The following is a 25817-nucleotide window of genomic DNA, read 5'->3' on the forward strand; positions in this document are numbered from 1 at the left end:
GTGGTCGATGCGGGGTGCCACTTTTCTTCTGGTCATCAATTTCGCCATCGGCCTGTCTTTCGCCACCGCCTTTCTGGGTCTTTCCTGGCGTTCGCGCATTGGCCTCGGCTTCTGGTGCGCCGCCGGGTTTGCGGCGGCGGCGGCGACAGTCGCCGTGGAGGCGATAGCCCCGCTCATGGCGTCGGCGCGGCTGATCTCCGGCCTGTCCTTTGCTCTCCTGATGTCGGCCCTGACTTTCATCGTCATCGGCATTGTGCGCCATTATCGGCCGGGCATGCCGCTTGGTCCCGTCATGCTGGTGCTCGCCGGCTCGATCGCGCTGGATCTCGGCGTGACCTATGATTTGCAGCGCGGCACGCTGGTCCACGGCCTCGCCTATCAGGGGCCGTATGCACTGATGACCGCGATCGGTGCCGGCATCATCCTTTGCTCGCGCCGACGCCATCGCGCCGACCTGGCGCTTGCCGCGGTGCTGGGGCTCTGTTCACTTCAGTTTCTCTTCAAGGCCGCTGCACCGCTGTTCAGCGCGGGCGCCGCGCCGGACGTGCGCAGCTATGTTTCCAGTCTCTATGCCTATTACTCGCAGACCATTGGCGCCGTCGCTGCGCTGCTGCTGGGTCTGGCGCTGCTCGGTGTGATCATCGTGGAGGTGGTTGCGGAAGCAACCGGCCGGCTGCAGCGCGATTCGCTTTCGGGCGTGCTCAACCGCGCCGCCTTCCTCGACCGCGCCGCGGCGACAGTGAACGGTCTCGTACCGGGGCAACGGGCCTGGCTGGTGATGATCGACCTCGACCATTTCAAGTCGATCAACGACCGATTCGGACACGCGGCCGGCGACGAGGTGATCCGGGCGGTTGGTGGCGTATTGAACGCACTGGCGCCGCCGGGACATCTTTCCGGCCGGCTGGGCGGCGAGGAGTTCTGCCTGCTGCTGCCCGATACCGGCGAACCGGAGATGACAGGGACGATCGAGGCCGTTCGAGCGGCCCTTCGTGGTGCGAGCTACACCCTGGTGCCGGACGACGTGCAGGTCACGGCGAGCTTCGGTGTCGCATCGCTGGGAGCCGAGGTACGGCTCGACCGGGCGATGCGCCGCGCCGACCTCGCGCTCTACCGGGCCAAGGCCGCCGGTCGCGACCGGGTCGTGCTCGCCGATCCGCCGTCGGTGGAGGGCAGTGTCCCCGTGGGGTACTGAAACGCTTCATCTGCGGGTGAATGGCGGCCTCGGCACGTTCCATCGGCATTTCTGATGGATCATCGCTCAGAAATTCGTTTGAGCCCTTGCGCGGGCGGCGGTAAGCGCGGATCGTTCAGACAAGGCTCGGGGCGCGTTTCAATGAATATTCTGTCGATCCAGTCGTGGGTTGCCTACGGCCATGTGGGCAACGCCTCGGCCATGTTCCCCATCCAGCGGCTCGGCCACGAAGTGTGGGGCATCCACACCGTGCAGTTCTCCAACCACACCGGCTACGGTGCCTGGCGCGGCGAGGTGTTCGGCGCCGAGCTGATCCGCGAGCTGGTCGGCGGCCTGGAGGATCGCAACGTGCTGCCGCGCTGCGACGGCGTGCTGTCCGGCTATATGGGTTCGGCCGAGATCGGCGACGCCATCCTCGATACGGTCGGCCGCGTGAAGGCTGCCAACGCCGCCGCGCATTACTGCTGCGATCCGGTGATCGGCGATGTGGGGCGCGGCGTCTTCGTGCGTCCGGGAATTCCCGAATTCATGCGCGACCGCGCGGTGCCGGCCGCCGACCTGATCACGCCGAACCAGTTCGAGTTGGACTATCTCTCCGGCCGCACCACGACCACGCGCGCCGAGGCTTTCGCGGCCTGCGACGCGGTGCATGCCAACGGGCCGCGCGTGATCATGGTCACCAGCCTGCACACCGAGGACACGCCGGCCGATTGCATCGACCTCATGGCCTCCGGGCCGGACGGGCGCTACCTCGTGCGCACGCCCAAGCTGGACATTTCGGTCAACGGCGCCGGCGATGCCATTGCGGCGCTGTTCTTCGTGCATTGGAAGAGCACGCACTCGACCGCCGAGGCGCTTTCCAAGGCGGCGTCCTCGGCCTATGGCTTGCTTGCCCGTACGGCAGCCGCCGGCTCGCGCGAGATCCTCACCGTCGCCGCGCAGGATGAATTCGTCACCCCGTCCCGCATCTTCACACCGGAGAAGCTTTGACCGCCATGGCACGTCGTTTCGTCACGCTCGACGTTTTCACCGACCGTACCCTCGCGGGCAATCCGCTGGCCGTCGTGCTCGATGCCGACGGGCTGGACGGCAACCAGATGCAGGCCATCGCCCGCGAGTTCAATCTCTCGGAGACGGTGTTCCTGCTGAAGCCGCAGGAAGATGAGAACCGCGCCCGGTTGCGCATCTTCACCGTCAATCACGAACTGCCCTTCGCCGGCCATCCCACGGTGGGCACGGCGGTGCTGCTCGCCATCCGCGACGGGGTGGAGACCTCGACCGACTTCGTGCTGGAGGAGAGTGTCGGCCTGATTTCCTGCCATGTGAACGTGAAGGGGCCCCGGCTCGGCAACGCCATCTTCACCGTGCCGCGCATCCCCGAGATCATCGACGACGAGCCGATGAGCATCGAGGCCTGCGCGCAGGCGCTGGGGCTGGACGCCTCCGACATCGGCTTCGACGAGTATCGCCCGGTCGTCGCCTCGGCGGGCGTGCCTTTCGTCTGCGTGCCGCTCGCCTCGCGCTCGGCGCTGGCGCGCATCAGCCCGAGCGCGGCCCGCCTGATCGGCACCTTCGGCAGCGAGGCCGAGTCGGTCTATGTGTTCTGCCGCGACGAGGACGGGGAGGGCGATTTCCGCGCCCGCATGTTCGGCGCCAATATGGGCATCGACGAGGATCCGGCGACCGGCTCGGCCGCTGCCGCCTTCGCGGCCGTGCTGCTGGCGGGCGAGAAGCCGGCCGACGGCTTCCACGCCTTCGACATTTTGCAGGGCGTGGAGATGGGGCGGCCGAGCCTGGTGCGGCTCGGGCTGGACGTGGTGGACGGTGCGCTGAAGGCGGTCACCATCGGCGGCGGCGCCACCATCGTCGCCGAGGGCGTGATCCATATCTGACGGCGCGGTGATGGCGGGAGCGCAAGCCCTGGAGATCTTCGAGGTCGACCGGCTGGACATGCGGTTCGATCCCGCTCCCTGGGCTTCGGCGCGGGAGAACCGGGCGGCGATCGACGCCAATTTCGCCGCGCGGCTCAGCCGGCAGCCGGACATCTGGAACGGGCGCATCCTCGTCCTGGTCGATCATGCGCTGGACGCGGGCACGCTGACCGGCCGCTATGCCGAAACCGACTACGCCGCGCTGCTGTGGCTGCTGGCCGCCGAGCCGCCGCTTGCCGGCGCGCGGAACGCCTTTGCCATGGGAGCCTTGCGCGGGGCGGACGGCGGCTTCGTGCTGGCCCGCATGGCGCCCTGGACCGCCAATGCCGGGCGGATCTATTTCGCCGCCGGCACGCCCGATCCGGACGACGTCACCGCCGATGGCCGGGTCGACCTCGAGGGCAGCATGCTGCGCGAACTGGGCGAGGAGACCGGCCTTGCCCCGGACGACGTGACGCCGGCGCCGCGCTGGACGGTGCTGCGCGACGAGCGCCGTCTCGCCTTGCTGCGCCCGCTCGTCGCGCGCGAGAGCGCCGACGCCGTGGCCGAACGCATTCGCGCCCATATCGCCCATGAAGATCGCCCGGAGATCGACGCCGTCCTGGTCGCGCGCGGTCCGCGGGATATTGTCGAGGGCATGCCGCCCTTCATCCGCGCCTATCTCGATCGGGTGTGGGGACGGTCTTGAAAAGTAGCGTGACTTTTCGGACTAATCAGTTCGAAAATGGCACGCCGCTAGCATGTGATGGCGCGCCACGGGGTCCGCGTTGGGGCGAGCCGCCGTCCTTTTCTCGGGGAGATAGAGACATGGTCGTCAAGACGTCCGATAGCCTGCCGCTTTTTTCGTCAGGCATGCTCGATCGGCGGCAGCTGCTGGCTCTCGGTGCGGGGGCGATCGCGCTGACCGCCGCAGGCAGCGATGCCTTCGCCGCCGGCAAGCCGAAGCCGATCAAGGTCGCCGCCATCTATACCGTGCCGGTCGAGCAGCAATGGGTGTCGCGCATCCACAAGGCGCTCAAGGCGGCCGAGGCGCGTGGCGACATCACCTATAAATTCTCCGAGAACGTGGCCAATACCGACTATGAGCGCGTGATGCGCCAGTACTCGCAGGAGGGCGCGGACCTCGTCGTCGGCGAGGTGTTCGCGGTGGAACGCCCGGCCCGCAAGGTCGCGGCGGATTATCCGAACACGGCGTACCTCATGGGCTCCTCCTTCGGCCCGACCAAGCCGAACTTCTCGGTGTTCGACAACTTCATCCACGAGCCGTCCTTCCTGACCGGCATGGTGGCGGGCAAGACCACCAAGTCGAACATCATCGGCCTGGTCGGCGGCTATGCCATTCCGGAGGTGAACCGGCTGATGCAGGCCTTCATGGAAGGCGCGCAGTCGGTGAACCCGAACGTGAAGTTCATCGTCACCTTCATCAACAGCTGGTACGACCCGCCCAAGGCCAAGGAAGCCGCCTTCGCCCAGATCGACAAGGGCGCGGACATTCTCTACGCCGAGCGCTTCGGCGTGTCGGATGCCGCCAAGGAGCGCGGCGTGAAGGCCATCGGCAACGTCATCGACACCTCCGCGCAATATCCCGGCACGGTGATCGCCTCGGCGCTGTGGCAGATGGAGCCGACCATCGACAAGGCCATCAAGGCGGTGATGGACGGCACCTTCGTCGCCGCCGATTACGGCCCGTACAGCTACATGGCCGAAGGCGGCGCGAGCCTCGCCCCGCTCGACCCGAAGGTGGTTCCGCCGGAGGTCATCGAGCTCGTTCTCCTGAAGGAGAAGGAGATCAAGGACGGCCTGTTCCGGGTGAACGTCAACGACGCCGAGCCGAAATCGACGCTGTAGTGCGCGCAGAACCCTCTCCCCGACGGGGAGAGGGTTGGGGTGAGGGGGCTTCGACGCTCCGCAATGGCGTAGCCCTCACCCGGCCGCTGCGCGGCCGACCTCTCCCCGTCGGGGAGAGGTTGAGAGAGCATTCCTCAGGCTGCGGCCACGCCCATGCACCCCGATCCCCGCCCGCTCGTCCTCTCGCTCGCTGGCATCACCAAGCGGTTCGGCCCGCTGACGGCGAACGACCATATCGACCTCGACGTGCACGCTGGCGAGATCGTCGCGCTGCTCGGCGAGAACGGTGCCGGCAAGACCACGCTGATGAGCATCCTGTTCGGCCATTACGTGGCCGACGAGGGCACGGTGCATATCGCCGGCGCCGACGGCCAGCTCGCCCCGCTTCCGGGCGGCTCGGCCGAAGCGGCGCTGGAGGCGGGCATCGGCATGGTGCACCAGCATTTCGCGCTGGCGGAGAACCTCACCGGCTTCGAGAACATCGTGCTCGGCACGCAGTCGCTGTGGAGCTTCACGCTGAAGCGCGGCGCCGCCCGCGCCAAGGTCGAGCGGCTGATGGCGGAATCCGGCCTCGCCGCCGATCTCGACGTGCCGGTGGCGCGGCTTTCGGTCGGCGAGCAGCAGCGCATCGAGATATTGAAGGCGCTCTATCGCGACGTGCGGGTGCTGATCCTCGACGAACCGACCGCCGTGCTGACCCCGCAGGAGGCGGATGGGCTGTTCGCCACCGTGCGCACGCTGGCGGCGAAGGGGCTGGCGGTGATCTTCATCAGCCACAAGCTGCACGAGGTGCTGGCGCTGTGCGAGCGGGTCGTCGTGCTGCGCGGCGGCGCCAAGGTCGCCGACCGGCCGACCGCCGGGGCCGACCGTGCCATGCTGGCCGAACTGATGGTCGGCCGCGCCATCCCGCCGCGCGTGCGGCCGCCCTCATTGCCCGGCGCGCCGATCCTCAGCCTGCGTGCCGTCAGCGTCGGTGGCGCCAGCGCGCGCGACCGGCTGGAAGATGCCGATCTCGAGGTGCGCGCCGGCGAGATCGTCGGCATTGCCGGCGTGTCCGGCAACGGGCAGGGGGCGCTTGCGGCGCTGGTGGCCGGCCTTGCGGCTCCCCGTGCGGGCGAAGCCCTGATCGCCGGGGTGAAGGTCGGGCGGGCCGACCCTGCCGGACGCATCGCCTCCGGCGTCGGGCGTATACCGGAGGACCGCCACCGCGACGGCACGGTCGGCGCGCTGTCGGTGGCGGAGAACTTCGTTATCGAGACCATCGCCGAGCCGGAAAACCAGACGGCGGGGCTGATGCGCCGCGGCGACATCCGCGCCCGCACCGCCGAGGCGATCAAGGCTTATGACGTGCGCTGCCCCGGACCGGACGCGGCGATCCGCTCGCTATCGGGCGGCAACATGCAGAAGGTGGTGCTCGCCCGCGTGCTGGAGCGCGAGCCGCGCCTCGTGCTCGCCCACCAGCCGACGCGCGGCCTCGACATCGGCGCTACCACCGATGTGCACCGCCGGCTCATTGCCGCGCGCGGGCGCGGCGCGGCGGTGCTGCTGATCTCCGAGGACCTCGACGAACTCTTCGCCCTGTCGGACCGGATTGCCGTGGTGCATGCCGGGCACCTGTCCGCGCCGATGGAGACGCAGGGGCTGGACGTGCGCACGGTCGGGCTGATGATGGCGGGCCATTCGGCCGAGGAGGCGGCATGATGGTGTGTCGCGCAAGGATACCTCGACGTGAGAATTCTCCCTCTCCCCGACGGGGAGAGGGATGGGGTGAGGGGGCTTCGACGCTCCGCAATGTTGTCACCCCTCACCGACCCGCTCCGCGGGCCACCTCTCCCCGACGGGGAGAGGGAGGAGCACCAATAGCCATGCAGATTTGGCCGCGACGGCTGTCCGTCGGAGGCCGCCGATGATCCGCTTCGTTCCGCGCGAGCGCACGCCGGTCTGGCTCACGGTGGCGGTTTCCGTCGGCTCGGGGCTGGCCGCGCTGCTGCTCACCGCCATTCCGCTCGCGCTCTCGGGCGCGCCCGTGTTCACCGCCTTCGTCCTGATGGCGAAGGGCGCGGCCGGCGACGGCTTCGCGCTGGCCGAGACGCTGACGCGGGCGACACCGCTGATCTTCACCGGCCTTGCCGCTGCGGTGGCCTTCCGCGCCAAGCTGTGGAACATCGGCGCCGAGGGCCAGCTTTATGCCGGCGCGCTCGCCACCGTCGCTCTGGGGGCCGGGCTGATCGAGGCGCCCGCCTATCTCCTGGTGCCGCTGGTGCTGGTCGGCGCCGCGCTTGCCGGCGCGCTGCTGCTGCTGGTGCCGGTGCTGTTCAAGACCCGCTTCGGCGCCGACGAGGTGGTCGTCACGCTCTTGATGAACTTCATCGTGCTGCTGTTCGTGCAGATGATGATCGAAGGGCCGATGAAGGACGAGATGGCGATGGGCTGGCCGCAATCGGCGCCCGTGCTCGACGAGGCGACGCTGCCCAAGCTGGTCACCGGGCTGCGGCTGCACTGGGGCCTCGTCATCGCCGTGGTCGCGGCCGTGCTGCTGCATGTCTTCATCACCCGCACGGTGTGGGGCTTCCGCCTGCGCGCGGTCGGCGAGAACGCCCGCGCGGCGCGCTATGCCGGCCTGCCGGTGGGCAAGGCGATGGCGCTGGTCGGCCTCATCTCCGGCGGGCTGGCGGGGCTTGCCGGCGCCAGCGAGGTGGCGGGGCTGAAAGGGTATCTGACCTCCGACCTTTCCCCCGGCTTCGGCTATGCCGGCATCGTGGTGGCGACGCTGGCCAATCTCTCGCCGCTCGGTGTCATTCCGTCCGCCATCTTCGTTGCCGGGGTCTTCGTCGGGGCGGATTCGATGAGCCGTGCCATTGGCGTATCGAACTATCTCGCCGATCTTGTCGTCGCCTTCGCGCTGCTTAGCGTGCTGGTCGGCGGTCTCCTCACCCGCTTCCGCATCGTGCTCGTTCGCCGGGGGACCGCCTGATGCTGTGGGCCGCGCTCGACATCCTCACCCAGGCGAATTTCTGGGCCGCGACCGTGCGCATCGCCACGCCGCTGATCTTCGGCGTGCTCGGCGCGCTGCTGTGCGAGCGGGCGGGTGTGCTCAATCTCGGCATTGAGGGCATCTTCGTCGTCGGCGCCATGTCCGGCTGGCTCGCGGTCTATCTCGGCCTGCCGCTGTGGGGCGGGGTGGCGGTGGCGGCACTCGCCGGGGCGGTGTTCGGGCTGCTCCACGGCGTGCTGACCGTGCCGCTGGGGCTCTCCCAGCATGTCACGGGCATCGGGGTGACGCTGCTCGCCACCTCCGTCGCCTATTTCGGCTATCGCGTCGCCTTTCCCAATGTGGCGACGCCGCCGCGCATCGAGCCGTTTCCCCCGCTGCATGTGCCGGTGCTGGGCGACCTGCCCTTCATCGGCCCGATCCTCGGCCAGCAGACGGCGTTCACCGTGCTGGCCTTCCTGTGTGTCGGGCTGCTTGCCTTCGTGCTGGCGCGCACGCCGCTCGGCCTCGCGCTGCGGGCGGTGGGCGACAATCCGGAGGCGGTGGAGGCGCAGGGGCTTTCCGTGGTGGCCTTGCGCATCGGCGCGGTGATGGCGGGCTCGGCGCTGATGGCGCTGGGCGGCGCCTTCCTCACGCTCTCCGCCTTCAACGCCTTCTATTTCGGCATGATCAACGGGCGCGGCTGGGTATGCATCGCGCTCACCGTCTTCGCCTCCTGGCGGCCGGGCAAGGCGCTGCTCGGCGCGCTGCTGTTCGGCGCGCTGGACGCCTACCAGCTGCGACTCCAGACCATCACCGGCGGGGCGGTGCCGAGCCAGATATTCCTCATGCTGCCCTATATCTTCTCCATTGCCGCGCTAGTTCTGGTGGCGCGCCGGGCGGACTATCCGCGCGCGCTGATGAAGCCTTACTTCAAGGGACAACGATGAGTTTCGATCTTCTGGTCCGCAATGCCCGCTTGGCCGACGGGCGGGCGGGCGTCGACATCGCCTGCGCGGGCGGGCGCATCGTGGCCGTCGAGCCGGGGATCGAGGCGGAGGCGGGCCGGGTGATCGATGCCGGTGGCCGGCTCGTCGCGCCGCCCTTCGTCGACGTGCATTTCCACATGGATGCGACGCTGTCGCTCGGCCTGCCCCGGCTCAACACGTCGGGCACGCTGCTCGAAGGCATCGCGCTGTGGGGCGAACTGAAGCCGCTGCTGACGCATGAGGCGGTGATCGAGCGCGCGCTCGCCTATTGCGACCTCGCGGTCAGCCAGGGCCTGCTCGCCATCCGCTCGCATGTCGATGTGTGCGACGACCGGCTGCTCGCGGTCGAGGCGCTGCTGGATGTGCGCGAGAGGGTGAAGGACTATATCGACCTTCAGCTCGTGGCCTTTCCGCAGGATGGCTATTACCGCTCGCCGACCGCCGCGCGGAATCTGGAGCGCGCGCTCGATATGGGCGTCGACGTGGTCGGCGGCATTCCGCATTTCGAACGCAGCATGGCGGACGGCGCCGGCTCGCTGAAGGCGCTGTGCGAGATCGCCGCCGCGCGGGGCTTGCGCGTCGACATCCATTGCGACGAGAGCGACGACCCGCTGTCGCGCCATATCGAGGCGCTGGCCTATGAGACCCAGCGGCTGGGGCTGCACGGGCGCGTGGCGGGTTCGCACCTCACCTCCATGCACTCCATGGATAACTACTACGTCTCCAAGCTCATTCCGCTGATCGCGGAAGCCGGCGTGCACGCCATCGCCAATCCGCTGATCAACATCACCCTGCAGGGCCGGCACGACACCTATCCCAAGCGCCGCGGCATGACCCGCGTGCCGGAGCTGCGGGCGGCGGGGGTGAACGTCGCCTTCGGGCATGATTGCGTGATGGACCCCTGGTACTCGCTCGGCTCGGGCGACATGCTGGAGGTGGCGCATATGGCGCTGCATGTCGGCCAGATGACCTCGCGCGAGGCGATGATCTGGTGCTTCGAGGCGGTGACGACCAATCCCGCCCGCATCATGGGGCTGGAAGGCTACGGCATCGCGCCCGGCTGCAACGCCGATTTCGTGCTGCTCCAGGCGGCCGATCCCATCGAGGCGATCCGCCTCAAGGCGGCGCGGCTGTTCGTGGTCCGGCGCGGGCGGGTGATCGCCGAGGGCGCGCCGCGCGTCTCGGCGCTGGACCTTCCCGGCCGGCCGGCGCTGGTCGACCCGGCGGCCTATGCGCCGCGCGAGGCCTGAGCCGAAACAGGGGCGACGCGCCTTCGCCCCGGTGTATGCTGGGCATGGGATCCCGATCTGACGCTGCGGAATCGCGGGCCGGGATCGCCAGCTTGAGGGTCGACCGCGTATGCCCATGTCGTTCGGAACGGGAGTGACGTCTGGCTTCCCACTGCCGGAATGCCGGACCGAGGGACTCGACCTGCTCCGCCGTCCCGTGTGGATTCTCGACACCGACACGATGCGCAAGCGCTACGCCAATGCCGCGGCGCGCGAGTTCTGGCGGGTCGCGCCGGGCGAGGAGGAGGAGTTCTTCTCGCGCGATTTCACCCCGCACTCGGCGGCGATACGGGCGCGGCTGCGGCTGACCCTCGACAGGGTGCGCTCCGGCGAGGTCGTCGCCGAGCGCTGGACCTTCTATCCACGGGAGCACCCCTTCACCGTCGACTGCGTGATGAGCGGCGTGCGGCTTTCCGACGGCCATATCGGCATGCTGGTCGAAGCGACGGTGCCGGAGGTCGAGCCTGCCGAGCGGCGCGGCGTCGAGGCGCTCCGGCATACGCTGGTGATGGTGACGCTGTATGACGAAGAGGGGGCGGTGCTGTTCCGGAACCCTGCTGCAGCACGGTGCTTTACCGGCGAGGCCCACCGCTTCGCGGCCGGCTTCGCGGAACCGGGCGACGGGCTCGCCATGTGGCGCGAGGCCCTTGCGCAGGAAGCTGTGCATGCCGACGCATTTCTCGGCAAGACGGTGTCGGGGGACTATCGCGTGATCACCAGCCGTGGCGTGCGCTGGCACGGCATCGATATCCGCACGACGACGGACCCGGTGAGCGGGCGGCTGGCCATGCTGGTGAACGAGCGCGACATCACCGACCGCGTGCAGGCCTATGCCCGTTCGGAATATCTCGCCAGCCATGACCCGATGACCGGCCTCGTCAACCGCAGCCGCTTCGTCGAGCTGCTCGACGCGGCGGTCAGCGTGCCCGGTTCGACAGGCGCGCTGGTGACGGTCGACCTCGACAACTTCAAGGAGGTCAACGACACGCACGGCCACGCCGCCGGCGACGCGGTGCTGCGCGAGATCGGCACGCGCCTGCGGGCAAGCCTGCGGCCGGGCGATGTGTGCGCCCGTGTCGGCGGCGACGAGTTCGCGCTCATCCTGCCGGGTCTCGTCGATGCGGATGCCCTGCAGCGGCGTGCGACCGAGCTGGACCTGAGGCTCAGCCAACTGATCGTCGACCCGGTTTCGGGCGGGGCCTTCAGCATGGCGGCGAGCTTCGGCATGGCCTGCTGGCCGGTCGACGGCGCCAGCCCGGACATTGTCCAGCGCAACGCGGATCTGGCGCTCTACGCCGCCAAGGCCGAGGCCGGACGGCGCATCCGGCGCTTCGACATGCTCATGCGCATCGATGCCGACGAACGCCATCAATGCGTGGAAGACCTCGTCGCCGCCGTCGAGCGCGACGAGTTCGATGTCTTCTTCCAGCCGCTTGTCGACCTCGCCTCGGGCGGGCTGGTCGGCTTCGAGGCGCTATTGCGCTGGCGCCATCCCACACGCGGCCTGCTGCTGCCGGACCGCTTCATCCCCGCGGCGGAAAGCGTCGGCCTGATGACCTCCATGGGGCGGCTCATGTTCGCCCGGACCTGCGCGCAACTGCGGACGTGGCTCGATGCCGGGATCGAGCCGGGTCGCATCGCGGTGAACCTGTCGGCCAACCAGTTCCGCGACCGCCGTCTGGCCGAGCAGCTGACGGCGTGGGTGAGGGAGGCCGGGCTTTCCCCGTCGCGGATCGAGTTCGAGGTTCCCGAGACCGTCACGCTTGGCCGTAGCGGGGAGGCGGTGCTCGACACGCTCTCCAAGCTGAGGCTGGCGGGATTCAGCATTGCTCTGGACGATTTCGGCACCGGCCACGCCTCGCTCACGCATCTGCGCCGGCTGCCGATCGACACCATCAAGATCGACCGGACCTTCGTCGCCGAGATGGAGCAGTCCGGTGCCGATCGTGCCATCGTTCATGCCGTCGCGGTGCTGGGGCGCGAATTGTCGATGCATGTGCTGGCCGAGGGGATCGAGACCGAGGGGCAGCGGGCGGCGCTGGCCGCTCTCGGCTGCGATTTCGGCCAGGGTTTCCTGTTCGGCCACCCGATGGACGCGGCTACCGCCACCGACTGGCTGGTGGCGCGGACAAGCGGCCGGGCCGGTCGTGGCGGGGTCATCGCGTTTCCGGCAGCACGACGACCGTCGGCTTGAGCGGCAGCGTCTCGCGGGACAGGACGATCTGCGGGCTGTCCTGCCGCTCGATCACGTATCGGCTGCTGGCGAAGCGGTCGAGAAAGCGGTTCAGCGTGCCCTGGTTGAAATAGTGCATGGGGATGACGAGCGGCGCTTCCAGCGATTTCAGCACCTCGACCATGCCGTCGACATCCAGCGTGTAGCTGCCATCGACCGGGGCCAGCACCACGTCGATGCGCCCCAGCGCGCCGAGGTCCTCCTGGGTGAGCGTGTGGTGCAGGTGGCCGAGATGGGCGATGCACAGATCCGCCGCCCTAAAGATGAAGATGGAATTGCCGTTGCGGATCGTGCCGCCTTCCATGTCACGGATATTGGTCGGCAGGTTGCCCACCCAGAGGTCGTCGATCTCCTGGTCGTAGCGGGCCGGCTCGCGGTCCTCGCGCCAGCCCTTCATCACGAATTCGATGCCGGGGTCCGGGTTGAGCGAATAATGGGTCGAGTGCGCCCGGTTCATCGTGGCCACGCGCGGCACGACGGCGGGCCGGACATAGTCGTTGTAGTCGGTCGCGACGGTGACGCCGCCGGCCGTTTCGATCAGGAAGGTCGAGTGGCCGATATAGGTGAGGCTGACCTGTTTCGGCTCCAGATAGGCCGCCGGCAGGGTCAGCGGCGCAGCCGGCGCCAGGAAGGGGCTCGTCGCCACCAGCTTCGGGCAACGGTCGGCCTGGGCTTGCGCGGGCAGGGCGCCGAGGGGGGCTGCAAGGCAGGCGAGGGCGAGCAGGCCCACGGTCGCGAAGCGCGTCATCACGGGACTCCGGGCGGGTGTCCCGTGATCATCGGCCGTGCGGTGACGCAGCGCGAGTAACAGTTTCGTGGCGATTGCCTTAGGCAATCGCCTCAGCGCAGGTACGGGTTGGTCCGCTTCTCCAACGCGATGTTCGACGCGGCGCCATGGCCGGGCAGGATGGTGAAGGCGTCGCCCAGCGGGAGGATCTTCTCCTTGATACCCTTGATGAGCAGCGGCCCGTCGCCATAGGGAAAGTCGGTGCGTCCGACGGAGCGCTGGAACAGCGTGTCGCCGACGATGGCGATCTTGTTGGCGCGATTGACCAGCACGACATGGCCCGGCGTATGGCCGGGGACGTGCAGGATATCGAACGCAACGCCGCCGATATCCACCGTGTCGCCCTCGTTGAGCCAGCGATCGGGCGTGACCGGCCGGCCGGGAATACCGGTGCGCGCGCCGGCGGTCGGCAGGTCGTCGAGCAGGAACTTGTCGGCCTCATGCGGGCCTTCTACCGGGATGTTCAGCGTCTCGGCGAGTTCCGCCGCACCGGCGGCGTGGTCGATATGGCCGTGGGTGAGCACGATCTTCTCGGGCGTGACCTCCAGTTCCTCCAGCGCGGCGAGGATGCGCGGCAGGTCGCCGCCCGGATCGATCACCGCGCCCCGCTTGGTGGTTTCGTCCCACACGATCGAGCAGTTCTGCTGGAACGGGGTCACGGGTACGACGGCGATCTTCATTTCGGACATGTCGGCTCCTTGAAGGCAGGCGGCGGGAATGTGGTCGAACATATCCTCGCGCGCAAGCCGCCGGCGGGCCTGCCGCCTTGTGGCGCCTTGCGGCCAATGCTATCCCGCGCCCCATGAGCACCGAACCCATCGACAACATCCGCAACTTCTCGATCGTCGCCCATATCGACCACGGGAAGTCGACCCTCGCCGACCGCCTGATCCAGATCACCGGCGGGCTGTCGGAGCGCGAGATGTCCGAGCAGGTGCTCGACAGCATGGATATCGAGCGCGAGCGCGGCATCACCATCAAGGCGCAGACGGTGCGGCTGTCCTATCACGCCAAGGACGGCAAGGATTACGTCCTCAACCTCATCGACACGCCCGGCCATGTCGACTTCGCCTATGAGGTGAACCGCTCGCTCGCCGCCGTCGAGGGCTCGCTGCTGGTGGTCGACGCCTCGCAGGGCGTCGAGGCGCAGACGCTGGCCAACGTCTACCAGGCGATCGACAACAACCACGAGATCGTCCCGGTCCTCAACAAGGTCGACCTGCCGGCCGCCGAGCCGGACAAGGTGAAGGCGCAGATCGAGGACGTGATCGGCCTCGACGCCTCCGACGCCGTGCTCATCTCGGCCAAGACCGGCCTCGGCATTCCCGACGTGCTGGAAGCCATCGTCACCCGCCTGCCGCCGCCCAAGGGCGACCGCGACGCCCCGCTCAAGGCGCTGCTGGTCGACAGCTGGTACGACGTCTATCTCGGCGTCGTCGTGCTGGTGCGCATCGTCGACGGCGTGATGAAGAAGGGCCAGCGCATCAAGATGATGCGCACCGAAGCCGTCTACGACATCGACCGCGTCGGCGTGTTCACGCCCAAGCTCACCGTCATGTCGCAGCTCGGCCCGGGCGAGATCGGCTTCCTCACCGGCTCGATCAAGGAAGTGGCGGATACCCGCGTCGGCGACACCATCACCGAGGAGAAGCGGCCGACCGCCGAGGCGCTGCCGGGCTTCAAGCCGGCGCAGCCGGTGGTGTTCTGCGGCTTGTTCCCGGTCGATGCGGCCGATTTCGAGGATCTGCGCGCGGCGATGGGCAAGCTGCGGCTCAACGATGCCTCCTTCTCCTTCGAGATGGAGACCTCGGCCGCGCTCGGCTTCGGCTTCCGCTGCGGGTTTCTTGGGCTGCTGCATCTGGAAATCATCCAGGAGCGGCTGGAGCGCGAGTTCAACCTCGACCTCATCGCCACCGCCCCCTCGGTCATCTACGAGATCGAGATGAACGACGGCTCGGTGATCGACCTGCACAACCCGGCCGACATGCCGGACGTGGTGAAGATCAAGGAGATCCGCGAGCCGTGGATCCGCGCCACCATCCTGACGCCGGACGACTATCTCGGCGCGGTGCTCAAGCTCTGCCAGGACCGCCGCGGCAACCAGATCGAGCTGACCTATGTCGGCTCGCGCGCCATGGTCACCTATGACCTGCCGCTGAACGAGGTGGTGTTCGACTTCTACGATCGGCTGAAGTCGATCTCGAAGGGCTATGCCTCGTTCGATTACCAGATCACCGATTACCGCGTCGGCGACCTGGTGAAGATGTCGATCCTGGTCAATGCCGAGCCGGTCGACGCGCTCTCCATGCTGGTGCACCGCACCCGCGCGGAATATCGCGGCCGGGCCATGTGCGAGAAGCTGAAGGACCTGATCCCGCAGCACCTGTTCCAGATTCCGATCCAGGCCGCGATCGGCGCCAAGATCATTGCCCGCGAGACCATCCGCGCGCTGCGCAAGGACGTCACCGCCAAGTGCTACGGCGGCGACATCACCCGCAAGCGCAAGCTGCTGGAGAAGCAGAAGGAGGGCAAGAAGAAGATGCGCCAGTTCGGCCGGGTGGAGATTCCGCAGGAAGCCTTCATCGCCGCGCTGAAGGTGGACGACTGAGGCGCCGGTCCGTCCGGCTTTCGCATCGGCGGTATTTGTGTTCCCATCTCCCGTCGGCAATACGCGACGGGAGGCAGGATCATGGCCTACAAGTTCGAAGTGTATGAGGACAAGTCGGGGGGATATCGCTTCCGATTCAAGGCCTCCAACGGCGAGACGATGTTCGCCTCGGAAGGCTACAAGGCCAAGGCGTCGGCGCTGAGCGCCATCGAATCCCTCAAGAAGAACGTGCCGGGGGCCGAGGTGGTCGAGCTTCCCAAAGACGAGAAGAAAGCCTGACGGCATCGGCCGAACCTCGTCCGTAATGAAAAAGGCCGGGCTCGCGCCCGGCCTTTCCGTTGATGCGGCCTCGCGTCAGATGACGTAGGGCGGCACGTGATAATACTCGTTGACCTTGCGGTCCCAGTCGCGGTCCTGCCACGTGCCCTCGTCGAGGTTCTTGTGGCGGGGCGCACCGTGGAGCTGCTCCTCGGTGACGTCGACGACATAGCCGTCGAGGTTCTCGTCATATTTCAGCAGCGACCAGGGCAGCGGGTAATAGTCCTCGCCGAAGCCGAGGAACCCGCCGAAGCTCATCACCGCATAGGCGGTCTGCCCGCTGAGCTTGTCGATCATGACGCGGGCGATCGAGCCGATCCGGTCGCCATTCGGACGGTAGACGGCGGTGCCCTCGACCTTGTCGCTGCCGATCAGCGTCATGGTTTCGCGGGCCTCGAGGTTCTGCTGCGTGCTGTGCATCGTAAGCCTCCCTTGTGGTTGACCAGCTGGTGATGTGAGGAAAACGATGTTGTCGCCGTCCTGTTCCGCCAAGAATTTGGAATTATGCTTGAAATATAGGGGCAACGTCTTTGAGGAGAACTCACATCGGCGATGACTTGATCTTGATACCGTCGGGAGATCCGCCGATGCGCGGTTGTGGCGTCGCGTAGCCGTGCCGGATATATTGCGCGCGCCGGCGGCGGAGAATCACGACATGGCGTGCGACGACAGCAATCCCCGACTGACGCGCCGCGCGGCGCTGGCATGGGCAGGCACCGTTGCCGCAGCTCTCGGCATGCCCGCGGGCAGCGCATTTGCGCAGCAGGCGGACGCAGCCGACGTCGATGCGCTGAAGCCCGGCCAGTATGTCTGGTACCCCGACCGGGCGCCGGACGGGTTCGTCGCCATCATCGTCTCGCTGCCGGACCAGCGCTGCTTCGTCTATCGCAACGGCGTGCGCATCGGGGTGTCGACGTGCTCGACCGGCCGGGCCGGGCACCAGACCCCGGTGGGCGTGTTCACCATCCTGCAGAAGGATGTCGACCACCATTCCTCGCTCTATGACGACGCGCCGATGCCGTTCACTGAGCGGCTGACCTGGTCGGGCGTCGCCTTGCATGCCGGCGGGCTGCCCGGCTACCCGTCCTCGCATGGCTGCGTGCACCTGCCGCTCGAATTCTCCAAGCTGCTGTTCGGCATCACCCATTACGGCACGCCGGTGATCATCGCCGACGCGCATTCCCAGCCGGTCGACGTGCTGCATCCCGGCCTCGTGCTTCCGGCGGATGCGACGACGGCGATCAAGGACGACGCCCCGAAAAACCCGAACGGCACGCCCGACACGGCGGCGGCGCCCGATCCGGCGGCCGACGCGGTGTCGATGATCGTCAGCGGCGCGGACAAGCAGCTCGTCGTCATCAAGGACGGCGTGGAGGTGCTGACGGCCCCGGTGACGATCCGCGATCCCGGCACGCCGCTCGGCAATGTGGTCTATGTGCTGAAGAAGGTCGGCGGCGAGGTCTCCTGGACCTCGGTCGCCTTCGAGGGCAACGGGGCGGGGCAGGGCAAGGCGGCCAGCGCGATCGACCGCATCACGGTGGCGCCGGAGGCGAACCAGCAGCTCGCCAAGCTGCTGGTTCCCGGCTCGACGCTGTTCATCACCGAGCTGCCGGCGGCGCAGAATACCCGCTCGAACAAGGATTTCGTTATCCTGTCGCAGGCGGTGAGCTGAGGAGACCCCGATGAACCGGCTTGCATCGGGGTTCGCGGTGTTTTGCGCCGTGCTCGGCGCCGCGACGCTGGCATGGGGGCAGCCCGCGCCATCGCCCGCCGCCGCGGCGGCCACGCCGGCCAAGCAGCTGTTCGGCGCGGCGAAGACGCCGGCCGATCTCGCCGTCCGCTCCATCGGCTTCTACTCGAAGGGCTGCCTTGCCGGCGCCGAGGCGCTGCCGATCAACGGCAAGACCTGGCAGGCGATGCGCCTCTCGCGCAACCGCAACTGGGGTCATCCCGAACTGATCGCCTTCCTGGAGCGTTTCGCCGCCAAGGTGCCCGCGGTCTCGCCATGGCCGGGCATACTGGTCGGCGACATGTCGCAGCCGCGCGGCGGGCCGATGCTGACCGGCCATGCCTCGCACCAGATCGGCCTCGACGCCGACATCTGGCTGACGCCGATGCCCAAGCGCAGCTTCACCACCGAGGAGCGCGAGAAGGTCTCCGCCACGATGATCGTGCGGCCGGACCGGCTCGACGTCGACGCCAAGGTGTGGACGCCGGCGCATGTCGCGGTCATCCGGGCGGCGGCGCAGGACCCCGAGGTCGAGCGCGTGCTGGTCAATGCCGCGATCAAGAAGGCGCTGTGCCGCGACGCGACGGGCGACCGCGCGTGGCTGCAGAAGGTGCGGCCCTATTGGGGGCATGACTACCACATGCATGTGCGCATCTCCTGCCCCGCCGGCAGCCCCGATTGCCGGCCGCAGGATGCGGTGGTGCCGGGCGAGGGCTGCGGCAGCGAGCTCGACTGGTGGTTCTCGGACGCGAACCTGCATCCCAAGCCGCCGAAGGAGCCGCCCAAACCCAAGCCGCCGCTGATGCTGAAGGACCTGCCGCCCGCCTGCCGCGAGGTGGTGCTGGCCCCGTGAGGCCCGGCGGCAAGCGGTTTCCGAAGGGCCTGCGTGCGGGAGGGTGCACTTTTCCCCTCTCCCCGTGGGGGAGAGGGTGGGGTGAGGGGGCTCTGGGCCCGGCCGCCGTGTTACCCCTCACCGACCCGCTGCGCGGGCCACCTCTCCCCGACGGGGAGAGGGAAGACGCTGCGAGCCGACGGTTCAGCGCCGCCCATCCTCCAGGATCATGCCGGCCGCCTTCTCGGCGATCATGATGGTCGGGGAATTGGTGTTGCCCGACACGATGGTCGGCATGATGGAGGCATCCGCCACGCGCAGGCCGGCAATGCCGAACACCCGCAGCCGCTCGTCCACCACTGCCAGCGGGTCGCTCGCCAGTCCCATCTTCGCCGTGCCGACGGGATGGAAGATGGTGGTGCCGATGTCGCCGGCCGCGCGGGCCAGCGCCTCCTCGGTGTCGGCGACGGAAGGGCCGGGCAGCAGTTCGTCGGGCCGGTAGCGCGCGAGTGCCGGCTGGCCGACGATGCGCCGGGCGACGCGGACACTGTCCGCCGCCACGCGCCGGTCTTCCTCGGTGGCGAGATAGTTGGGCTGGATGCGCGGCGCCGCCGTGCTGTCGGCGCTCGCCAGCGTCAGGGTTCCACGGCTGGTCGGGCGCAGATTGCACACGCTCATGGTGAAGGCGGGGAAGTCGTGCAGCGGCTCGCCGAACTTGCCGAGCGAGAGCGGCTGGACGTGGAATTCGAGGTCGGCCCGCTCCTTCTCGGCTCGCGAGCGGGTGAAGATGCCGAGCTGCGAGGGCGCCATGGTCAGCGGTCCGCGCTGAAGGAAGGCGAACTGCAGGCCCATCTTCGCCCGGCCGAACAGCGAGTGGTACTGCTCGTTCAGCGTCGGGATGCCGGTGACCTTGTAGATCATGCGCAATTGCAGATGGTCCTGCAGGTTGGCGCCGACGCCGGGCGCGTCCTTCACGACAGCGATGCCGTGCTGTGCCAGTTCCCCGGCAGGCCCGATGCCCGAGAGCTTCAGCAAATGCGGGGAGCCGATGGCGCCGGCCGCGAGGATCACCTCGCCGCGTGCCTTCGCCGTGCGCGTCACGCCGTTCTGCCGGTAGACGACGCCGGCGGCGCGGCCGTGCTCGATCAGCACCCGCTCGGTGTGGCAGCCGGTCTCCAGCCGGAGATTGGGCCGCGCGAGCGCCGGCTTGAGGAAGCCGCGCGCGGCGCTCCAGCGGAAGCCGCGCTTCTGGTTCACCTGGAAGTAGGACGAGCCCTCATTGTCGCCGGTGTTGAAGTCCGCGATCGGCGGGATACCTGCCTGCTGCGCCGCCACGCGAACCTCGTCGAGCAGCTTCCAGGTGAGGCGGGGAAACTCCACCCGCCATTCGCCGCCACCGCCGTGAAACGCGCCGGCGCCGAGATAGTGGTCCTCGTGGCGCTTGAAGGTGGGCAGCACGTCGTCCCAACCCCAGCCGGCGAGCCCGAGCTGGCGCCAGTGGTCGTAGTCGGCGGCCTGGCCGCGCATATAGATCATGGCGTTGATGGCGGAGGAGCCGCCAATGGTCTTGCCGCGCGGATAGTTCAGAGCGCGCCCGTTCAGCCCCGCCTCGGCCTCGGTCTTGAAGCACCAGTCGGCGCGCGGGTTGCCGATGGCGAAGAGATAGCCGACCGGGATGTGGAACCAGATCCAGTTGTCGCGTCCGCCGGCTTCCAGCACCAGCACGCGATTCCCGGGGTCGGCCGAGAGCCGGTTCGCCAGCACGCACCCCGCCGAGCCGGCGCCGACCACGATGTAGTCATAGGTCTCGGCGTCGATCGGCATGGCGGGCTCCCCCTCGCGGTTCTGGTTGCCGGCAACCTGCCCGCGGGGCTGGGGGGCGGCAACGGGAAATCCCGCGCAAGGGTTTTTCGCATGCGCGCGCAGCGCTCGACGATGTTTGGAGGCTACTGCGTCAGCTGGCGGGCGAAAATGCCGAGTGCCTGCGCATAGACCTCGGCCTTGTTCCAGCCGCGCAGCGCCTGATAGTTCGCTTCGCCCGGCCCCCAGCCCGCGCCCGCTCGCCAGCCATAGCCGCGCAGATAATTGGCGGTGGAGGCGAGCACGTCCGGCGCACTGCGCACGAGGTCGGCGCGGCCGTCGCCGTCGAAGTCGACCGCGAACTTCACATAGGAGCTGGCGAGGAACTGGGTCTGGCCGATCTCGCCGGCCCAGGCGCCGCGCATCTCGTCGAGGGTGAGATCGCCGCGCTGATAGATGCGCAGCGCGTCGAGCAGTTGCGGCGTGAAGAAATCGGTGCGCCGGCAGTCATAGGCGAGCGTCGACAGCGAGCGCAGGATGGGCATCTTGCCGATGTTCACGCCGTAGTCGGTCTCCATGCCCCAGATGGCGACCAGGATCGGCCCGGGCACGCCGTACTGGCGCTCGATGCGCGCCAGCGTCGAGGCGTATTGCTGCAGCAGCTGCCGGCCCTTGGCGATGCGACCCTTGGAGATGCGGTTCTTGATGAACTCGTCGAGGCTGACCTTGAAGTGCTTCTGGTTGCGGTCGAGGCTGATCACCTTGGTGTCGTAGCTGACCCCGTCGAGCACGCGCAGCGTGGCCGGCGAGATGCCTTGTCCGACCGCCTCCTGCTTGAAGGCGCCGAGCCAGGCGTCGAAGCCCGAGCTGTCATTGCCGCAGGGCGCGGCGAGCGCGGGGGCCGCCGCGAGGGGGGCAATCAGCGCGGCGACAAGGGCGGCGCGCAGGCCCGCGCGTTTCATTCGACGGATGGCACGTTCGATCATGGGCCGCTCTCCCGCGACGCTTCATTGCATCCCAACAATGCACCGTGAAAATGAACGGCCGGTATCCGCCAAACGCCCTATTCCGGGGGGCATCAGATGCCGATGCGGCCGAAGCCCGGCAGCTTGATGCCCGGCCGGCGCAGATCGATCCCGACCACGGCGCCGAACATGTTCAGCTCGATGCCCTCCACCCAGGCGAGGGTGAGCCCGGCATAGCCGTCGAGCGTCAGCCGCAATCCCGTCCGCGAGGGAGCGAGGCCGACCCAGTCGCCGTCGACCGGGAAATCCTTGCCGATGGCGGTGGAGGGCAGGGCGACGGCCATCTCCGGCACCTGCTCGACGACATGGGCGACGAAGGTGTTCGAGTTCGGCCCCGGCCAGATCCGGTAGTCGCCATAACCGGCATAGGGATAGGAGGCGATGGCGGCGCGCAGCCGCGGGATCAGCCGCTCGGCCTCCTCGCCGCTGGCGGTGAAGACGACGTCCGGCTCGTTGCCGTACCAGCGGGCGTCCGGCGCCCGCATGTTGTGGCGGATCGGCGCGCCGCTCCAGCCCACCACATCGTAGCGCTCATAGGCATCCGCGCCGCGCTCCTTGAAGACGATCCAGCTATGGACGGCGAAGATGGAGCGCCAATGGCCGACGCGGGCGGCATAGATGCGTACCAGCGCCGGCGGGCTCTGCGCAGCGGGAGGCAGGGTGCCGGTGCTGGACCAGTCGGCGGTGCGCCAGTTCTTCGTCCAGTCCACGCCGTGCCACTGCACAAGCGCGTGCGCGCCGAGCGGCAAGGCGAAAAGCAGGACGAAGACATAGGCGTTAAGGCGGAGGAAGCGGCGCATGCCGCCAAATCTGCCCGGAAATCCGTCCGGCACAAGGCTTTGCGCCTATGCGCGCGCAAATGTGTCCGACAGAAATTCGGCCGGAGCGAACGGGCTCGGGCTTTGTTGCGATTGGTTCGCAATTGCATTGACAGCAATGGTGCGGCGCGCCATGTTTAATGCAAGTCATTTGCAATAGCGGATCGGTCGGGATGTTGGATCGTTTGCAGGCCGAGAATGCGGGCTGGCGGCGCGAGCGCGGCGATCCGGCATTGGCGGAGGTGCATGGCAGCATCGCCGTGCCGAAGAAGTCCGGCATCTGGCGCTTCTTCGCCTTCATGGGGCCGGGCTACCTTGTCGCCACCGGCTACATGGATCCGGGCAACTGGGCGACCTCGCTCGCCGGCGGCTCCAAGTTCGGCTACGGCCTGCTCACCGTCGCGCTGCTCTCCAACATGATCGCCATCCTGTTGCAGGCGCTGTGTTCGCGGCTCGGCGTCGCCTCGGGGCGCGATCTCGCGCAGGCCTGCCGCGACTCCTTCCCGCGCCCGGTGGGTTTCGTGCTGTGGATGCTGGCGGAGGCGGCGATCTGCGCCACCGACCTCGCCGAGGTGATCGGCACCGCCATCGGCCTCAACCTGCTGTTCGGCATTCCGCTCGAGATCGGCGTCGTCATCACCGCGCTCGACGTGTTCCTGATCCTGTGGCTGCAAAATCTCGGCTTCCGCTTCGTCGAGGCGCTGGTGGTGGCGCTGCTCGCGGTCATCGCCGCCTGCTTCGGCATCCAGATCGCCATGGCCGACCCGAACTGGGGGGAGGTCATCCGCGGCTTCGCGCCGACCACAGAGATCGTCACCAATCCCGACATGCTCTATCTCGCGCTCGGTATCCTCGGCGCGACGGTGATGCCGCATAATCTCTATCTGCACTCGGCCATCGTGCAGACCCGGCGCCACGACGGCACGCTCGACGGCAAGCGCGAGGCGATCAAGCTCGCCACCTGGGATTCGACGCTGGCGCTGATGTTCGCGCTGACCATCAACGCCTCCATTCTCATTCTTGCAGCCTCCGCCTTCCACCATGGCGGCACGGGAGAGGTGGCCGATCTCGGCAAGGCGCATGAGCTGCTCAATCCGCTGCTCGGCAGCGCCTGGGCGCCGACGCTGTTCGCCATCGCGCTGCTGTGCTGCGGCCTGAACTCCACCGTGACCGCCACCATCGCCGGTCAGGCGGTGATGGAGGGCTTCCTCAACATCCAGTTGGCCCCGTGGCTGCGGCGGCTGATCACTCGCACCATCGCCATCGTGCCGGCGGCGGCGGTGACGATCGCCTATGGCGAGAGCGGGGCAGGGGCGCTGCTGATCCTCAGCCAGGTGATCCTCAGCCTGCAACTGCCCTTCGCCGTGGTGCCGCTGATCATGTTCACGGCGGACAAGCGCAAGATGGGCGTGCTCGTCGCCCCACGCTGGCAGATCGTGCTCGCCTCGCTGGCGGCGGCGCTGATCATCGCGCTGAACATGAAGCTGCTGTTCGACTTCGTCACCGGGGCATGAGGGCGGGAATATCCGGCCGGCGCGGCCAACCAAGGTCCGTCTTGCGCTGGTAATGGTCTCGCGTTCTCATTCCTGCCGGCGACGCGGTGGGCGCAGGAGAGCGCGATGGATGGCAGCACCAGCTTTTTCAGCGATCTGCTCGGCTCGATCGCCGAGCGCGGCCGGGCCCTGCTCGACATCGGCCGCGAGCGGCGCCCCACCGGCGCGGTGAAGGCTGCCGGGCTCACGGAATTGTGCGAGCGCCTGCTCTCCGGGCGCGGCGAGGCCTCCGGCGTCGCGCTGGCGCAGGATATCCTCGTGGCCTATCGAGGGCTCAAGACCGGCGAGCGCGTCGCCTTCTTCGAGGCGCTGGCGCAAGCCTTCGGGCCGGACCGGCCACGCCTCGACAGGGCCATCGCCGCCTATGGCGCCGGCGCTTCCGCCCGCACCCTCGCCGAACTGCATGCCGCCAGCGAGCCGCGCCGGCAGGAACTCGTTCGCCGGCTCAATCTCGCTCCCGGCGCGACGGCCCTGCTTGTCAAAATGCGTGCCGACCTTCTTGATGCGCTCGCGCGCCGCCCCGATCTTGCCGAGGTCGACGGCGATTTTGTTCATCTGTTCGCTTCCTGGTTCAATCGGGGGTTCCTTGTGCTGCGCCGGATCGATTGGTCGACCCCCGCAAACGTGCTGGAAAAGATTATCCGCTATGAAGCGGTGCACGAGATCCGCGACTGGAACGATCTGCGCGCCCGCGTCGACAGCCCGGACCGGCGTTGCTACGCCTTCTTCCATCCGGCGCTGGTGGACGAGCCGCTGATCTTCGTCGAGGTCGCGCTGACCCGCGAGGCGCCCGATGCCATCGCCCCGATTCTCGCGGAAAAGCGCACGCCGCTCGATCCCACATCGGCCAAGACGGCGGTGTTCTACTCGATCTCCAACTGCCAGCGCGGGCTCGGCGGGGTGACGTTCGGCAATTTCCTCATCAAGCAGGTGGTGGAGGAAATCTCCCGCGAGTTTCCCAACCTCACCAATTTCGTCACCCTGTCGCCGGTCCCCGGCTTCCGGAGCTGGCTGGAGGGCGAGCGGCGCAACCCGGCCTCGGCGGTGCTGACCGGCGAGGACCGCGCCGCGCTGGAAGCGCTCGATGCCGGCGGGACGCCGGACGAGGCGGCCCGTACCGCTCTCCGGCCGGTCGTTGCCGCGCTCGCGGCGCATTATTTCCTGATCGCACGGACATCGAAGGGCAAGCCGATCGATCCGGTGGCGCGGTTCCATCTCGGCAATGGCGCGCGGCTGGAGCGGATCAACCCGTTCGGCGACCTGTCGACGCGCGGCATGAAGCAGGGGGCCGGGCTGATGGTGAATTACCGTTACGTGCTCGCCGACATCGAGAAGAACCATGAGGCGTTCTTCGACAAGGCGGAGATCGTCGCCAGCCCGGCCGTGCGCAAGCTGTTGCGGGCCGAGACCCAGCAAAGGGCGCTCGCCGTGCGCGAGGCGGTGGTCTAGCGACGCGGGGCGGGCCCTTCGGGGCGCCTGTCAGGGACGGCAAGCCGGCTTCACTGCGCCGCGCGGTCGCCCGCTCCGCTGTCGATCTCCGCGCAGAAATTCTCGAAGAGCACCTGCATCACTTTCGTCGCCGCCCGATCGGCGATGAAATAATACAAGGTGCGGTGCTCGCGGCGGAAGGAGACGATGTTCTCCTCCTTCAGCTTGGCGAGGTGCTGTGACATCGAGGTCGGCGGCAGTCCCGTCGCCTCGATCAGCGCCGCGACGCTTCGCTCTCCGGCTGACAACTCGCACAGGATCAGCAGCCGGTGCGGGCTCGCCAGTCCCTTCAGGAAGCCGGCCACCTTCTCGGCCTTCTCCGCCATGGAGCCGATAGCGGCCGAATGCTGCATCCGTAATCTCCCGACGTCAATTTACCGAAATGTAATATCATAAAAACGTA

23 protein-coding genes are annotated in these 25817 nt (G+C 68.0%); 16 read left to right on the forward strand and 7 right to left on the reverse strand.

Features of this window, described 5'->3' with window-relative positions; translation table 11 throughout:
* Positions 1-7: 7 nt before the first annotated feature.
* From ACO2RV_RS06850 to ACO2RV_RS06895, 10 genes are all read left to right on the forward strand, one after another.
* Positions 8-1195: a diguanylate cyclase domain-containing protein gene (locus tag ACO2RV_RS06850; RefSeq protein ID WP_423291173.1), complete on the forward strand. Its 1188-nt coding sequence runs from the start codon at positions 8-10 to the stop codon at positions 1193-1195.
* Between the two features lie 141 nt (positions 1196-1336).
* Positions 1337-2185, forward strand: a complete 849-nt coding sequence (gene pdxY, locus ACO2RV_RS06855; protein WP_423291175.1) for a pyridoxal kinase PdxY — start codon at positions 1337-1339, stop codon at positions 2183-2185.
* 5 nt (positions 2186-2190) lie between these two features.
* Positions 2191-3087 carry a PhzF family phenazine biosynthesis protein gene (locus tag ACO2RV_RS06860; protein ID WP_423291177.1) on the forward strand — a complete coding sequence of 299 codons (897 nt, stop codon included), beginning with the start codon at positions 2191-2193 and terminating at the stop codon, positions 3085-3087.
* A gap of 10 nt (positions 3088-3097) precedes the next feature.
* A complete protein-coding gene (locus ACO2RV_RS06865) occupies positions 3098-3814 on the forward strand; it encodes an NUDIX domain-containing protein (protein ID WP_423291179.1) in 717 nt (238 codons plus the stop codon).
* A 119-nt stretch (positions 3815-3933) separates the two neighbouring features.
* On the forward strand, positions 3934-4974 hold the full coding sequence (locus ACO2RV_RS06870; protein ID WP_423291181.1) for a BMP family protein: 1041 nt from the start codon (positions 3934-3936) through the stop codon (positions 4972-4974).
* A gap of 153 nt (positions 4975-5127) precedes the next feature.
* On the forward strand, positions 5128-6675 hold the full coding sequence (locus ACO2RV_RS06875; protein WP_423291183.1) for an ABC transporter ATP-binding protein: 1548 nt from the start codon (positions 5128-5130) through the stop codon (positions 6673-6675).
* A gap of 205 nt (positions 6676-6880) precedes the next feature.
* The gene (locus ACO2RV_RS06880; RefSeq protein ID WP_423291185.1) at positions 6881-7948 is read left to right on the forward strand and encodes an ABC transporter permease; all 1068 of its coding nucleotides are present in this window, start codon (positions 6881-6883) and stop codon (positions 7946-7948) included.
* On the forward strand, positions 7948-8895 hold the full coding sequence (locus ACO2RV_RS06885) for an ABC transporter permease (RefSeq protein WP_423291187.1): 948 nt from the start codon (positions 7948-7950) through the stop codon (positions 8893-8895). The genes ACO2RV_RS06880 and ACO2RV_RS06885 overlap by 1 nt, the downstream gene beginning before the upstream one ends.
* Positions 8892-10184: an amidohydrolase family protein gene (locus ACO2RV_RS06890; RefSeq protein ID WP_423291189.1), complete on the forward strand. Its 1293-nt coding sequence runs from the start codon at positions 8892-8894 to the stop codon at positions 10182-10184. Before ACO2RV_RS06885 ends, ACO2RV_RS06890 begins: the two co-directional genes overlap by 4 nt.
* 133 nt (positions 10185-10317) lie before the next feature.
* Positions 10318-12417 (forward strand): putative bifunctional diguanylate cyclase/phosphodiesterase, encoded by a 2100-nt coding sequence (locus tag ACO2RV_RS06895; RefSeq protein ID WP_423291191.1) that lies wholly within the window; start codon positions 10318-10320, stop codon positions 12415-12417.
* On the opposite strand, the gene ACO2RV_RS06900 is transcribed toward ACO2RV_RS06895, so the two are convergent.
* The gene (locus tag ACO2RV_RS06900; RefSeq protein WP_423291193.1) at positions 12380-13204 is read right to left on the reverse strand and encodes an MBL fold metallo-hydrolase; all 825 of its coding nucleotides are present in this window, start codon (positions 13202-13204) and stop codon (positions 12380-12382) included. The two genes, ACO2RV_RS06895 and ACO2RV_RS06900, sit on opposite strands and share 38 nt — an antisense overlap.
* A gap of 92 nt (positions 13205-13296) precedes the next feature.
* Complete coding sequence (locus ACO2RV_RS06905) at positions 13297-13932, reverse strand: MBL fold metallo-hydrolase (protein WP_423291195.1); 636 nt, start codon at positions 13930-13932, stop codon at positions 13297-13299.
* A 113-nt stretch (positions 13933-14045) separates the two neighbouring features.
* Between ACO2RV_RS06905 and lepA the strand changes: the two genes are divergently transcribed.
* Together lepA and ACO2RV_RS06915 are read left to right on the forward strand one after the other, a co-directional pair.
* Positions 14046-15851 (forward strand): translation elongation factor 4, encoded by a 1806-nt coding sequence (gene lepA / locus ACO2RV_RS06910; RefSeq protein ID WP_423291197.1) that lies wholly within the window; start codon positions 14046-14048, stop codon positions 15849-15851.
* A gap of 81 nt (positions 15852-15932) precedes the next feature.
* Entirely contained in the window at positions 15933-16130 is a 198-nt protein-coding gene (locus ACO2RV_RS06915) for a YegP family protein (RefSeq protein ID WP_423291199.1), read from the forward strand.
* Between the two features lie 75 nt (positions 16131-16205).
* Here ACO2RV_RS06915 and ACO2RV_RS06920 read toward each other — a convergent pair whose 3' ends face one another.
* Positions 16206-16589 carry a PRC-barrel domain-containing protein gene (locus ACO2RV_RS06920; RefSeq protein WP_423291201.1) on the reverse strand — a complete coding sequence of 128 codons (384 nt, stop codon included), beginning with the start codon at positions 16587-16589 and terminating at the stop codon, positions 16206-16208.
* Between the two features lie 235 nt (positions 16590-16824).
* Here ACO2RV_RS06920 and ACO2RV_RS06925 point away from each other — a divergent pair, with 235 nt between their 5' ends.
* Positions 16825-17841, forward strand: a complete 1017-nt coding sequence (locus ACO2RV_RS06925; RefSeq protein WP_423291203.1) for a L,D-transpeptidase — start codon at positions 16825-16827, stop codon at positions 17839-17841.
* Positions 17842-17851: 10 nt separating this feature from the next.
* Entirely contained in the window at positions 17852-18751 is a 900-nt protein-coding gene (mepA, locus tag ACO2RV_RS06930; RefSeq protein ID WP_423291205.1) for a penicillin-insensitive murein endopeptidase, read from the forward strand.
* A gap of 183 nt (positions 18752-18934) precedes the next feature.
* Here mepA and ACO2RV_RS06935 read toward each other — a convergent pair whose 3' ends face one another.
* From ACO2RV_RS06935 to ACO2RV_RS06945, 3 genes are all read right to left on the reverse strand, one after another.
* Entirely contained in the window at positions 18935-20554 is a 1620-nt protein-coding gene (locus ACO2RV_RS06935; RefSeq protein ID WP_423291207.1) for a GMC family oxidoreductase, read from the reverse strand.
* A gap of 122 nt (positions 20555-20676) precedes the next feature.
* Positions 20677-21516: a lytic murein transglycosylase gene (locus ACO2RV_RS06940; RefSeq protein ID WP_423291209.1), complete on the reverse strand. Its 840-nt coding sequence runs from the start codon at positions 21514-21516 to the stop codon at positions 20677-20679.
* A gap of 92 nt (positions 21517-21608) precedes the next feature.
* Positions 21609-22355: a DUF3750 domain-containing protein gene (locus tag ACO2RV_RS06945; protein ID WP_423291211.1), complete on the reverse strand. Its 747-nt coding sequence runs from the start codon at positions 22353-22355 to the stop codon at positions 21609-21611.
* A gap of 191 nt (positions 22356-22546) precedes the next feature.
* Between ACO2RV_RS06945 and ACO2RV_RS06950 the strand changes: the two genes are divergently transcribed.
* Together ACO2RV_RS06950 and ACO2RV_RS06955 are read left to right on the forward strand one after the other, a co-directional pair.
* Positions 22547-23887 (forward strand): Nramp family divalent metal transporter, encoded by a 1341-nt coding sequence (locus ACO2RV_RS06950; RefSeq protein ID WP_423291213.1) that lies wholly within the window; start codon positions 22547-22549, stop codon positions 23885-23887.
* 105 nt (positions 23888-23992) lie between these two features.
* Entirely contained in the window at positions 23993-25375 is a 1383-nt protein-coding gene (locus ACO2RV_RS06955) for a malonyl-CoA decarboxylase (RefSeq protein WP_423291215.1), read from the forward strand.
* A gap of 50 nt (positions 25376-25425) precedes the next feature.
* Here the strand turns inward: ACO2RV_RS06955 and ACO2RV_RS06960 are convergent, their stop codons facing one another.
* Positions 25426-25767, reverse strand: a complete 342-nt coding sequence (locus ACO2RV_RS06960; protein ID WP_423291217.1) for an ArsR/SmtB family transcription factor — start codon at positions 25765-25767, stop codon at positions 25426-25428.
* Positions 25768-25817: the final 50 nt, after the last annotated feature.

The sequence above is a fragment of the Ancylobacter sp. VNQ12 genome, assembly GCF_049445835.1.
Lineage (GTDB): Bacteria > Pseudomonadota > Alphaproteobacteria > Rhizobiales > Xanthobacteraceae > Ancylobacter.